We start from the raw sequence: 12,373 nt of genomic DNA on the forward strand, positions 1-12,373 counted from the left end.
GCGATGCGCTATCTGGCTTGCGTCGGCGTCGGCCTGTTCGTCGGCCTGCTCTGCGCGTTGATGGCGATGGCCCTGACGCGGCCGCGCGATACCTATCCGCGGGCGATGATGAACGTCATGAAGCATGCGCTCGGCACGGCGCGTGCGACGGCGGCCGGCGACTGCGCCGGCAACGAGTCACGGCTGCGCCTGCTCGGCCTGCTCGCCGCCGATCTGGAACCGGCCTTCCTGCCCGGCGGCGAGGACGAGCGCGTCTTCAGGCGTTACGCCGACAGTCTGCGCGCACGCATCGCCGAAGCGACCGCAGCCGCTGCGTGCCCGGCGCAGGCCACGGCGCTGACCGCGGTCGAGAACGCCTGCGACGACTGCCACCGCGACTACCGCTGAAGCGCTTTATCCCGGCCGCAGCGACGGCCACACGAGGCGAGGTGCTGCCGATCCGGCGAGATATGCGCCGCGCCGCGCCACGATCAGAGACGGACGCGCCCGCGCAGCACGTCCCAGAACATGACCCAGTCGCCGGCCAGACTGTAGAGCGGATGCTCGAACGTCGCCGGCCGGTTCTTCTCGAACGCGAAATGGCCGATCCAGGCGAAGCCGTAGCCGATCACCGGCACCAGCAGCAGCCAGGCCAGCCGTCCGCTCGCCAGCGCGAACGCGATCACCGCCAGCACCAGCAGGCTGCCGATGAAGTGCAGGCGCCGGCACACCGGATGGGCGTGCTCGGACAGGTAGAACGGATAGAACTCGCGGAAGCTGGCGAAGCGGCGCATGGCTGACTCCTCGACCCGCCACAAACGGTCGTCCGAGAGCATATCGGGATCGCCGCAACGGCACTAGGAGAGCCCTGGATGCGTCCACACGTCGGTCGCTCGCGAGGCATCGAGGTCCTGGTCGGCGCCGCGCCGGCCATCGCGAGGCCACCGCAGCCGTGCGGGCGATCGCAAGCGGCATTCGATCGACCGGCACACGCGCTCGGCCCCCGCCCGTCGCCAGGATCGCACGCCTCGAGCGCTCAGGGTGCCGGCGTCGGCGGACGCTCGGCCGGTGCGCGTCCCGTCACCCGATACGCGCCTGCACTGCGCCCCGTGCGCGAGCGGACCGCAGTGCCGGAGCGACGGGTGCACCGCCGCGACGCGCTACCAGGCGCGGTGATACTGCTCGGGCGCCTCGATCGGCGCGCCCAGTGCGCGGGCCGCGCGGCGCGGCCAGTACGGATCGCGCAGCAGCTCGCGCGCCAGCAGCACCAGGTCGGCCTCGCCGTCGGCGACGATGCGTTCGGCCTGCTCGGGCTCGGTGATCAGACCGACCGCGCCGGTCGCGATCGCCGACTCGCGGCGGATCCGCGCGGCGAACGGCACCTGGTAACCCGGTCCGACCGGAATCGACGCGCCCGGCGCCAGACCGCCGGACGACACGTCGACGAGGTCGACGCCGCGCCCGGCCAGCTCGCGCGACAGCGCGACGCTCTGCTCGATGTCCCAGCCGCCGTCGATCCAGTCGGTCGCCGACAGGCGCACGATCAGCGGCAGCGTGTCGGGCCAGACCGCGCGCACCGCGTCGACGACCTCGCAGACCAGGCGAATGCGGCCGGCGAAGCTGCCGCCGTAGCGGTCGTCGCGGTGGTTGCTGAGCGGAGACAGGAACTGGTGCAGCAGATAGCCGTGCGCGGCGTGGATCTCGGCGAGCTCGAACCCGACCGCCAGCGCCCGCAGCGCCGCGGCACGGAACGCGTCGACGATCGCCGCAACCTCGGCCGCTTCGAGCGCCTGCGGCAGCGGATGGCCGGGCGCGAACGCCAGTGCCGACGGCGCGACCGTCTGCCAGCCCGGCGCGGTGCCGGGCGGCAGCGGACCGCCGCCGCGCCACGGCGCCTCGGTGCTGGCCTTGCGGCCGGCATGCGCGAGCTGGATGCCGGCGACGGCGCCCTGCTCGCGGATGAAGCGCACGATCGGCCGCCAGGCCTCGGCCTGGGCCTCGTTCCAGATGCCGGTATCCCAAGGCGAGATCCGGCCGATCGCCTCGACCGACGTGGCCTCGGTGATCACCAGGCCGGCACCGCCGACGGCACGGCTGCCCAGATGGACCAGATGCCAGGCCTGCGGCACGCCGTCGACGGCCGAGTACTGGCACATCGGCGAGACCGCGATGCGGTTGCGCAGCGTCATGCCGCGCAGGGTCAGAGGCGAGAACAACGAGGACATCAGACGAACTCCGAAGCAGTGTGCAGCCAGGCGGCCAGACGATGCGCGAGCGGCTCGGGCCGGCGCATCCATGAAAAATGATCCGGCGTCACGCCGGCGAGGTCATGCGCGCCCAGCACGGCGACCGTCGGCACTGGGCTGCCGGTGCGGGCGAGCAGATCCTCGAGCGCCGATCGCGGAACCAGGCCGTCGCGCTCGAAGCCGATACCGAGCACCGGACGCGACGATGCAGCCGGCGCCGGCCGATCGTCCGCGCTCGCATAGCGGCCGGTGACCGCGCTGGCCGCCCAGTCGCGCATCACGCCACGCGCCTCGCGGCCGCCGAAGCCGAGCCGTCGCCCCGGGAAGTGGCCGGCGGCCGCGGTCAGCAGCGGCAGCATCGCCAGCACCGCGCGGAACGCCAGCGCCTGCGCGCCGCGGAAATGGCGCCACCACGGCACGCCGCCGGCGACCACGGCTAGCCCGTGCAGATCCGAGGGACGGCGCAGCCAGGTCAGCATCGCCAGCTGCGCGCCGAGGCTGTGGCCGCCGATGGCCCAGCGCACGCCGGGCGCGGCCTCGTTCGCCGCGTGCAGCGCAGCGGGGACGTCGAGATCGAGCAGTTCGCGATACGACCAGTCGCAACGGCGCGAGGCGCGCACGCTACTCGATCCGTGACCGCGCCATTCGTGACGCGCCACCGCGATGCCGCGGACCGCCAGCGCGTCGGCGAAGCCCGCGTAATGACGCGCGGCCACGCCGAGCGCCGGCAGCCAGAACAGGCCCACCTTCGCATCGCGCGGCAGCGTGAGCGCGAGGTCGGCTTCGACGCCGTCGGCGGAGCGGACACGGACCGACGCATCGCGCGCGAGCGACGGCGTGACGCGCGGATCGCCGGACGGCGCTCCGGCAGGCGGATCGAAGGAGAGCGTCAAGCAGGAATGCCGCGAATGCCGATGCCGGAACGGTCATCGCCGAGGGGCCTGCGCAGCGGGCGGCCGCGGCGGGAAGAGGATCGCGGCCGCCGCGCGGCCGCGATCCCGAAGAGGTCGTCGTTCAAACGGCGGTGACGTCTTCTGCTTGCAGCCCCTTCTGGCCCTGCACGACGCGGAAGCTCACGCGCTGGCCTTCCTGAAGCGTACGGAAGCCCGAGCCGCTGATCGCACGAAAATGCACGAACACATCGGGGCCGTTTTCGCGGCTGATGAAACCGAAACCTTTGCTTTCGTTGAACCACTTGACGGTGCCGAGCTGACGGTCCGACATGAAACTCTCCACGAATATCAGGTTGACTTGAATCGCATCCGATCGGGACGCTGCCGATACCGGATCGCGGGGGACGCGCCGGACGCGATACGTCGGGCATCGCGCCCGCTGCATGCGCCAATCCGGTCCATCACCCTGCCCGTCCGATGCGCCGAGTCTACTCCAGACTTTTTACGGAAGCGACGGTTTTTGCTCAGGAAATCGATTGCAAGTCCGGGTCGGCACGGGGTCTCGAAAACACTTTTCAATTCCGGGATTTAGCGCATCGCAAAGGCGCGTGCGAGGTGCGACCGGAGCGCACGGGACGGCTCATATACTTTTCCATTTTGCGCAGCGCCCGCCGTCGCGTTACCAGTGCGGGGCAGCGGTATCCGGTGCGCGCATCCAGGCGGCCAGGTCGTCGGCCAGCGCCGCCAAGCCGCCCGGATAGCGCGCATCGAGCACGGCCTCGATCGCAATCGGATCGCAGGCCTGGGCACGCTGCCGCGCGAGCACCTCGCCAAGCGCGGCACGGCCGGCGGCGTCGCGCATCAGGACCGCGACCAGGGCCAGCGCCTGCGCGTAGCGGCGCTCGGGCTCGTTGCGATAGAAGGCCGGGCCGTCGAGCGCGAGCAGATCGGTCAGCGCCGCTGCGGGATCCGACGGAGCCGCTGCGGCAAGGCGCGCGCCGAGCCCGGAGAGATCGACGCGTCCGCCCTGACCGGCCGCCTCGAACCGCTCGAAGTAGCCGGCCAGGCCTTCGTTGAGCGTCGTCGGCAGATTGCCGACGCGCTCGTGCACCAGGGCATGCACGATCTCGTGGCGCAGCACGCGGAACGTCAGTGCCGCATCTCCTTGCATGCGCACGTAGACGGTGCGCTCGCGCGCCGAATAGGCGCCGGCCGAGCGCGCCAGGGCCGCTTCGCCGACGAAACGCGCATAGGCTTCGGTCGAGGCGACGAAGACCATGCGCAGCGCGAGGCGGTCGTCGCCGTCGGCCTCGAACACCTGGCGCAGGACGCGGTCGATCGCGACCGCGTCGGCGACCGCGCGGGCATGGACGTCGGACGGCAGGTTGACGTCGTACCCGGTCGCCTCGACGCTGATCGGCGGCACGCCGCTCAAGGCGATGCGACGATGCTCGCGGACCGTGCCGGGCGGCGCGCGATCGGCGTAGTGGACGATGCCGGCGGCATCGACCCAGCGATGGATCGCCTGCGCCTCGCGCGAGACCGCATCGCCGGTGCGCGCAAGGCAGCGCGCCGAGTCGGCGGCCTGCGTATCGCCGTGCGCGCCCGGGTCGATGCGCGCGGTCCCTGGATCGGACGGCGGTGTCGCGGCCACGTCCGCAGGCGCTGCGGGCGTCGCGGCCACGGGCGCGTCCGGCTCCGCCGCCGCGACGGCAGGAGCCGGCGGCGCGGGCCCGGTGTCCGCGGCCGGCGGTCCGCCGTCGCGGCAGCCCGCGACGAGGGCCAGCAGGGCGAGGACGGTCATGCGCTTCACGATGCGGGGACCTGCCGCCGGCGCCGGTGCATCAGGCGCCACAGGTAGATCATGATCGCCGCATTGACGATCAGCACGGCGCCGCGCAGCGCCGTGTGATGGCCGGCCCACTCGTAGAGCTCGAGCGGGATCAGCGAAGCACCGACCGCGACCGTCAGCCATGCGCCCCAGCGGCGCCCGCGCCACAAGCCGATACCTTCGGCCAGGAAGATCAGCGCATAGACCGTCACGGCCGCCGCGAGCGCATGCCAGTGCGCGCCGACGGCGGCCGGCACCGCGCCGAACCATCCGGCGAGCAGGTGGTGGCCGGCCGCGAACGGCGCCAGCGCGTGCGCGAGGCGCTGCAGCGTCGACGGATCGTCCAGTATCCACAACGCCACGCCGAGCAAGGCCAGCATCACGGCCTTCGCGAACTTGAACAGCGCGATGCCGCGCAGCACGGCCGGCAGTTCGGGCCTGGCGACGGTTTCGTAGCGACCGCTCATCGGGCATCGCTCTCAAGACGCGAACGCAGCGCGCGCGTCAGTTCGCGCGGCGCGCTGCGGCCGATCACCACGCGCGGCGTGCGGTGCCAGGCCGCGCAGCGCCGCAACGCGGCGGACAGATCGGCCAGCAGCGCATCGGACATGGCCACGCCGGGTTCGAGATGGATCGTCTTGACCTCGAACGTCTCCTCGCTGCGGTGCGCCTTCGCGTCGAGCCGTCCGCACAGGCGCCCGCGCCGCAGGATCGGCAGCACGAAGTAGCCGTAGCGGCGCCGCCCGGCCGGCAGATAGCATTCCAGCCGATAGTCGAAGCCGAACATCGCCGCGGCGCGCGCGCGGTCCCAGACCACCGGATCGAACGGCGACAGCAGCGTGGTATGGCTGGCACGCAGCGCGCCGGCGAGCGCCTTCGCCAGTTCGTCGGCACGGTCGCAGTGCACGTAACCGGGGGCGTCCCAGCCGCGCACCTCGACACGCAGCAGCGTGCCGCGCTCGACCACCGCGTCGAGATCGGCGTCGCGGTGGCGGCGCCCGCTGCGGAAGTAATCGGCGATCCAGCCGGCCTGCGCGATGCCGAGCGCCTTGACCGCGGTCTCGATCTGGCGCCGCTCGACCTCGGCGGCCGGCAGCGGCGCCTCGTTCCAGCCGGGCACGACGCGGCCGATCACGCGCTCGGGCAGGTCGTAGACGCGATGGAAGTTCTCGCGCCGCGCGATCATCAGATCACCGAGCGCGAACGCGGCCTCCAGCCAGCGCTTCTCGTCCTTCCAGCCCCACCAGGCGCTGGCGCGTCCCGGCGGCCGCTCGAAGTCGGCGGCCTTGACGGCGCCGTTCGCACGCACGTGGTCGAGCAGGCGCCGCAGCGGCTCGGCGTGGTCGCGCGCGATCCGCAGCGCATGCTTCATCGACCAGTGATGGCCGCGCAGCGAACGCGCGGCGCGGTGCAGCGCATAGTCCGACACCGGCGCAAAGCAGGCCTCGTGCGACCAGCACTCGAAGATCGCGCCGTCGGCCAGGGCCGCGTCGAGCCATTCGGGCCGATAGTCGCCGAGCCGCGAGAAAAGCACGAGGTAGGGGCTGCGCGCGACGACGTGGATCGTGTCGATCTGCAGCAGGGCCATCCGCTCGATCGCCGCGACCACGTCGGCTGCCACGGCACGCCGCCGCGGCGTCGAGAGCAGGCCCTGGGCCGACAGATGCAGCAGTCGCGCCTGTTGCGCGTCGAGGATCGGCACGTGGGAGCGTCATTCGGCGGAACCAGCCGTGAAGGTTCCGTCAGCGGCGCCGCGTTGACAAGCGCGGCGCCGGCGCCGTTCCGGTGCCCCGGCTGCGTCAGCTGCGAAGTCCATCGCAGTCCGCGCGGTCCGGGCCGTGGACGCTATCGCCGTCCTCCCCTGATCCACGCCGTTCATGAACCGCCTGCTCGCCGCCGTTCTCGCGCTCGCCGCCGCCGTTCCGGCCGCTGCGGCCACCTATACGGTCGGACCCGGCCGACCGCACGCCTCGCTGCAGGCGCTGTTCGCCGCGGTCACGCTGCGGCCCGGCGACGTCGTCGAGGTCGACGGCGGCACCACCTACGCGGGCGGCGCCGTGCTGCGCCAGTCCGGCACCGCCACCGCACCGATCGTCCTGCGCGGACTGCGCGTCGGCGGGCAGCGCCCGGTGCTGAGCGGCGGCGCCAACACGCTGGAGCTGCGCCTGTCCAACCACGTCGTCATCGAGGGGTTCGAGATCACCGGCGGCAGCGCGCGCTGCCTGTTCGTCAACGCCGCCGAGATCGTGCTGCGCGACCTGCTGGTCCGCGACTGCACCGGCCAGGGCATCCTGTCCAGCGACCAGGATTCCGGCTCGATCACGCTCGAATACAGCGAGGTCCGCAACGCCGGCGGCGGCGACGGCCGCCATGCGCTGTACATCCAGACCGATGAGGTGGCCTACCCCGGCGCGGTGTTCCGGATGCGCTACAACTACGTGCACGACGGCCTCGGCGGCAATCTGCTGAAGAGCCGCGCCGAGCGCAACGAGATCCACTACAACTGGTTCGAGAACGCCTACTACCACGAGATCGAGCTGATCGGCCCGGACCAGTTCACGCAGCAGGCTGGCTGGAGTGTGGGGCTGGCACGCGAGGACTCCGAAGTGCTCGGCAACGTGATCGTCCACGCCGGCTCGTTCGGCGCGATCATGCGCCTGGGCGGCGACGGCACCGGCGAGAGCCGCGGCCGCTACCGGATCGTCAACAACACGATCGTGGCGACCGGCAGCGCGTCGAGCTATACCGTGTTCCGCCTGTTCGACGGCCTGGAGTCGGTCGAGGCGCACAACAACGTCCTGCATCGCACGACGTCGGGCACGCTGCGCGTCGAGCGCGCGGTCGAGGCGGTCTGGAGCCAGGGCCGGCGCGTCGCCGGCTCGAACAACTGGGTCGACCTCGGCGCGACCGAGCTGCCGTCCGAATGGATCGATACGCGCCAGGGCGGCGCGCCCGGCTTCGTGTCGGTTCAGGCCCTCGACCTGCGGCCGGCCCCGGACAGTCCGCTGAGCCAGGCCGGCAATGCCGCGCCGGTCAGTCCGGCCGCCTGGCCGTTCCCGGGACCGACGCCGCTGCCGCTGTCGCTGCCGCCGATCCGGCAGGCGCCGCTGCCGGGCGGCGCGGTCGCGCGACCGCCGGAGACGCCGCCGACGATCGGCGCCCTGACCGGCAGCCGGCCCGACCCGGTGTTCGTCAGCGGGTTCGACGGCTAGTTGTGATCTCTCAGTAGCTTTTTTCATCCGGGGCAATCCAGGAAGATGGGGGTTACGAAACCCTCCCCAGGAGCCGGATGAACCTGCATCACCATGCCCGATGAAGCCTCGCGGTCGAGCTCTGCTGGTGCGTAAGCTCCCCCGTCAAGCAGACACTTCAAAAGTAGAACTTCGGGCCTGTCGGTTGCGGAACTCGGCGGGTGTCAGGCCACCGAGTGAATCGTGGGATCGTTCTTCGTTGTAATCGATCATCCACCAGTGAGTCGCTTCGCGGACGTCGTCAAGCCGAGCAAATAGGTGCTGGTCGAGCACTTCTTCGCGGAAGGTGCGGTTGAAGCATTCGACGAACGCGTTCTGGTTCGGCTTGCCGGGCTGGATGTACCGGATCGCGACGCCGTTGGCTTGGAGCCAGCTCGTGAACGCTTCGCCAAGGAATTCCGGGCCGTTGTGCCCCGAGGGCAGGCTTTGCGCTCGGAGCGAACAACTTGCGGCAAGCCGTGATCGCGCTTGAGTTGCTCGAACACGCGTACCAGGCGATGCGAATTGATCGACGTGTCGACCTCGATGTGCAGCACCTCGCGGTTAAAGTCGTCGACTACGTTGAACGTGCGAAAGCGCCGGCCGCAGGCCAGAGCGTCGCTCGTGAAGTCCGCCGACCAGACGGTGTCGGGGAGCCTCGGGACGTACAGCGCGACACGATCGCGCTTGGGCAGGCGGCGCTTCGCAGCGCAGCGCAGGTTGAGCCGCATGGCCTTGTACACGCGATAGATTCTTTTCGGGTTCCAGGCCGGACGCGTCCTGCGCAGCACATCGCTGCATTTCCCGAATCCTCGGCTGGGTCGATCTTCGACGACGCGTGCGATGGCCGCGATCAGCTCGGCATCGTGCATCGTCCAGTCGAGCGGTGGTGCGTACCACGCTGCGCGCGCAAGCCCGACGCATGCACAGGACCGACGCAGCGGTCGTGCGTGCACCTCGATCAGGTACCGCACGGCCTCACGCTTGCGCGCCGGCCCTAGAGTTTTTTTTCGATCAGATCCTTCATGGCCGCGTTGTCGAGCGCGAGCTCGGCGTACATCCGCTTGAGTTTCGAATTCTCGGCCTCCAGCTCTCTGATCCGCCGCAACTCGGAGGCCTCGAGGCCTCCGTACTTGCTCTTCCACTGGTAGTACGTCGCCGTGCTGATACCGATCTGGCGGCAGATGTCCTTGACGGGCACGCCGGCATCGGCCTGCTTCAGCGTCGCGACGATCTGCGTCTCGGTGAACCTGGATGTGCATGGAACCTCCTGGCTTGGAACCGATGCCAGAAAGATCTACTTATGCGGTGTCTGTCAGCGGGTAAGCCTACGGTGGATCGAAGAACACGGGCAGGTCACGGCCGTAGCGCGCCAACGCCGGCAGTAACCCGCTTCATTGCAGGAACTTATGATCGATCCAACCTATCACGCTATACGGGGAACGGTGAATATCAACAGCCTGAGAGCACGTCACAAGATCAATTAGTGAAGAATTCTGCATTGAAAGATATTGAATTTGAATAAAATTCAGACCTATTAGTCGACTTGGCGTTATTTATATATATAACTCTTAAAGTATAAGATCTATCCTCCAGGCAATGTGATGCGCCCAGCACCCACATTTCCACGGAGAAAACCAGGTCTTTTCCGGACTTTAGGGCAAATCTCTCAGGAACCCCCTGATTGATCATTCCGCAATAATTTCTCAACTTTCCAAGCGAGCCCTTTATCTCCAGAAAGAAACCCGAATCCACTTCGGGATCAATTGATTGATAATTGCCATAGACATCAACCGCTTTAGATGAATTATTTTTCAGCACCGCAATCAGAATGCCATCTACGACTTCCGCGCGAAGCGTAAGTTTTTCTTGTTCCGCTGCCTCCAGGCTGGCATTGGTGAGCAACAAAGTTAACAAGAAAAAAATCACTTTAATTGCCTCCATGAGAATTGCCTCTCCTTACAAACTCAGCCACTTCTTCTTCGGAGTTCCCGAACGACCAAGCTGTACCGATATTATAATCGTAAGCTTCTCGCTCTCTACGATGATACTCTGAATACTCCTTCCATGGGCCCAGAATTTTCATCTGCCTCTCCGAATGAATCTCAATTTCATGGCCTAATGTTCCAGCGAGCCACGAACCGGCTCGTCAGGTCAGCCACGAGACGATCTATGCGGCCATCTATGCGTATCCGCGCGGCTCGCTGAAGGCAGGGGAAGCCGCGTCGCGGTCGGCGCCGCTCGACGGCGGCGACCGGCGGATTCGTGCCGGAAGCGCTGCATCGTGCACCGGCCCGAGGAAATCGCCAAGCGCAAACTGCCTGGACACTGGGAAGGGGATCTCATCAAGGGCGCCTTCAACCGCTCCTGCGTGGGTATGCTGGTGGAGCGCAAGACGCGCTTCGTCGTGCTGTGCCAAATGGAGGGCTGCACGGCGGAGGATGCACTGGAAGGTTTCACGCGCCAGATGAAGAAGCTGCCGGCGTTCCTACGCGAGAGCCTGACCTATGACCGCGGCAGCGAACTGGCCTGCCACGCCGAACTGTCCAAGCGCTTGAACATCGACATCTGGTTCGCCGATCCGCATGCGCCCTGGCAGCGTGGCAGCAACGAGAACACCAACGGCCTGCTGCGTCAGTTCATGCCCAAGGGCTTGGACCTGTCCCATCAGCCAGGAAGAACTCAACCACGTCGCCAAGCTGATGAAGGGGGCGGCCGTGGCAGGCGCTGGGCTGAATGACTCCGGCCGAGATGATGGGCAAGGAAATCGCTGCTCACTCACAACGTGTTGCGCTTGTTTCTTGAGACCGCCATCCGCTCGCCCGGCTGGAAGCCAAGCGGCGAGCAGGGCATCTATTTTCTTATCGCGTCGGCGTTGAGAGCCTGCCCTGCGGTCACTGCGGCGCGCGGGTCGTCACTTTCAGCGACTCCCGCCCGCCCCGGTACCCGATCGCAAAGGGAGGAGTTTACGAGCATTCAAGCTATCGAGCCGGCGCCGATACTCCTTCGTATCGGATGCTGGTTTGATCCTTGTTTTTTATCATCACAGATGGGACCGAATCACCATAGACAACCACCAGATCCTTCTTTTCCCATCTAATATCCACACGCCCTTCAAATACAGCAATATTATCCTTCTTCACATCAAACTTCTTACTCGACGCCGTCATCAGGACCCAAGTCGCATCAGCAGTAGTTGCCCCGCATTGCATGTCCAGCAGGGCTGCTTTCATCAAACCATCTGGGGATACGATCTGATCACGGATATTCTGATCGCAGTCAGGCAATGGAGAGCATGCCCCCAAGGCCAGGCAAGTTACAGCGAGAATCTCGCGCAAGTAACGGAACCTATCTGCCTTCATATCGAATACCCTGCTGAATCCAAAACTGATCGATCGGATCGTCGCCGTTATCACCACTTCCGGTTCCTGGCAGCCAGCCGCCGTGATGGCCCCATCCGGGGCGCGACGTTCTTGCTGCGCTTTGTGCAGCACCGGCTCTTTGCAATAGCGTCGAGGACGGAAAACCGACGGCTCGCCCCGTAGCACCATAGTTGAAGTTCCCAAAAGGCTCGAATTCGCCATCCAGCTGCTTGTAATCCCAAGGGCCTTTGTTTTTTACATGATTCCTGAACTCAAACGGCGACATATCCCCAGCTTGCGCGATATTTTTATCCACATTCACTCCGGCAGGAGCCTTCGGAACGAGCACGGGCCCGGTTCTCGCAGCATTGGCGCCAGTTTGTCCCTTGTTGTTAAGTGTGACCGTAACTCGGCTCTTTCCGACTTCGACAGTAGCTCCATTAGTAATAACCGAGTCACCTTCATTTAGATCGGCGATTTTTATTTCACCTGCGCAATCAGACTTGCCTCGACAATCGTAGACTTCTCTTCCATCCGGATCGATGTTGTTGTAGGGATTATTGTTGGCATACCAGTATCGATTGAAGCTGCCCGCGTCCGGTGCAACCGGATCGACGCTCATGAACCGACCCATCAACTGATCGTAGTAGCGCGCCTGGGCGTAGGTGATGCGGGTCAGGTTGTCCAGCACATGACCGGTATACGCCATGCCCTGCGGCCACTGCGGTGCGCGCGTCGTCACTTCCAGCGATTCGCCAAACGGCTCGTAGACCCGGTCCTGCACCCGCACGCCCAAGGCGTCGGTCTTGCGCGTCACGCTGCCCAGCGCGTC

Annotated in this window: 12 protein-coding genes and 2 pseudogenes; 3 read left to right on the forward strand and 11 right to left on the reverse strand. The window is 66.9% G+C overall.

The genetic code is table 11. The features are described 5' to 3' along the window. Positions 1-3: 3 nt before the first annotated feature. Entirely contained in the window at positions 4-387 is a 384-nt protein-coding gene (locus tag VMR06_RS10660) for a hypothetical protein (RefSeq protein ID WP_325376053.1), read from the forward strand. An 83-nt stretch (positions 388-470) separates the two neighbouring features. On the opposite strand, the gene VMR06_RS10665 is transcribed toward VMR06_RS10660, so the two are convergent. From VMR06_RS10665 to VMR06_RS10695, 7 genes are all read right to left on the reverse strand, one after another. Continuing rightward, positions 471-773, reverse strand: coding sequence for a DUF962 domain-containing protein (locus tag VMR06_RS10665; protein ID WP_325376055.1), 303 nt, complete (start codon positions 771-773; stop codon positions 471-473). 366 nt (positions 774-1,139) lie between these two features. Further along, a complete protein-coding gene (locus tag VMR06_RS10670) occupies positions 1,140-2,204 on the reverse strand; it encodes an NADH:flavin oxidoreductase/NADH oxidase (RefSeq protein ID WP_325376057.1) in 1,065 nt (354 codons plus the stop codon). Continuing rightward, complete coding sequence (locus tag VMR06_RS10675) at positions 2,204-3,118, reverse strand: serine aminopeptidase domain-containing protein (RefSeq protein ID WP_325376059.1); 915 nt, start codon at positions 3,116-3,118, stop codon at positions 2,204-2,206. Before VMR06_RS10675 ends, VMR06_RS10670 begins: the two co-directional genes overlap by 1 nt. A gap of 121 nt (positions 3,119-3,239) precedes the next feature. Next, positions 3,240-3,449 carry a cold-shock protein gene (locus VMR06_RS10680; RefSeq protein WP_325376061.1) on the reverse strand — a complete coding sequence of 70 codons (210 nt, stop codon included), beginning with the start codon at positions 3,447-3,449 and terminating at the stop codon, positions 3,240-3,242. A gap of 348 nt (positions 3,450-3,797) precedes the next feature. Beyond that, a complete protein-coding gene (locus tag VMR06_RS10685; RefSeq protein WP_325376063.1) occupies positions 3,798-4,802 on the reverse strand; it encodes a DUF4124 domain-containing protein in 1,005 nt (334 codons plus the stop codon). A gap of 125 nt (positions 4,803-4,927) precedes the next feature. Beyond that, positions 4,928-5,416, reverse strand: a complete 489-nt coding sequence (locus VMR06_RS10690; protein ID WP_325376065.1) for a DUF2127 domain-containing protein — start codon at positions 5,414-5,416, stop codon at positions 4,928-4,930. Then, positions 5,413-6,651: a winged helix-turn-helix domain-containing protein gene (locus tag VMR06_RS10695; RefSeq protein WP_325376067.1), complete on the reverse strand. Its 1,239-nt coding sequence runs from the start codon at positions 6,649-6,651 to the stop codon at positions 5,413-5,415. The genes VMR06_RS10690 and VMR06_RS10695 overlap by 4 nt, the downstream gene beginning before the upstream one ends. A 175-nt stretch (positions 6,652-6,826) precedes the next feature. On the opposite strand from VMR06_RS10695, the gene VMR06_RS10700 reads away from it, so the two are divergent. Continuing rightward, on the forward strand, positions 6,827-8,161 hold the full coding sequence (locus VMR06_RS10700; protein ID WP_325376069.1) for a hypothetical protein: 1,335 nt from the start codon (positions 6,827-6,829) through the stop codon (positions 8,159-8,161). 144 nt (positions 8,162-8,305) lie between these two features. Here the strand turns inward: VMR06_RS10700 and VMR06_RS10705 are convergent. Together VMR06_RS10705 and VMR06_RS10710 are read right to left on the reverse strand one after the other, a co-directional pair. Then, positions 8,306-9,470 (reverse strand): annotated as a pseudogene (locus VMR06_RS10705) (IS3 family transposase). Between the two features lie 188 nt (positions 9,471-9,658). Continuing rightward, positions 9,659-10,123 carry a hypothetical protein gene (locus VMR06_RS10710; protein ID WP_325376071.1) on the reverse strand — a complete coding sequence of 155 codons (465 nt, stop codon included), beginning with the start codon at positions 10,121-10,123 and terminating at the stop codon, positions 9,659-9,661. Between the two features lie 194 nt (positions 10,124-10,317). Between VMR06_RS10710 and VMR06_RS10715 the strand changes: the two are divergent. Beyond that, positions 10,318-10,984 (forward strand): annotated as a pseudogene (locus VMR06_RS10715) (IS30 family transposase); the annotation flags it as partial. A 176-nt stretch (positions 10,985-11,160) separates the two neighbouring features. Here the strand turns inward: VMR06_RS10715 and VMR06_RS10720 are convergent. Together VMR06_RS10720 and VMR06_RS10725 are read right to left on the reverse strand one after the other, a co-directional pair. Beyond that, positions 11,161-11,412, reverse strand: coding sequence for a hypothetical protein (locus tag VMR06_RS10720; protein WP_325376072.1), 252 nt, complete (start codon positions 11,410-11,412; stop codon positions 11,161-11,163). Between the two features lie 115 nt (positions 11,413-11,527). After that, on the reverse strand, positions 11,528-12,373 hold an 846-nt coding region (locus VMR06_RS10725), incomplete at its 5' end, for an RHS repeat-associated core domain-containing protein (protein ID WP_325376074.1).

The organism is Dokdonella sp. (assembly GCF_035511235.1).
Taxonomy (GTDB): domain Bacteria; phylum Pseudomonadota; class Gammaproteobacteria; order Xanthomonadales; family Rhodanobacteraceae; genus Dokdonella.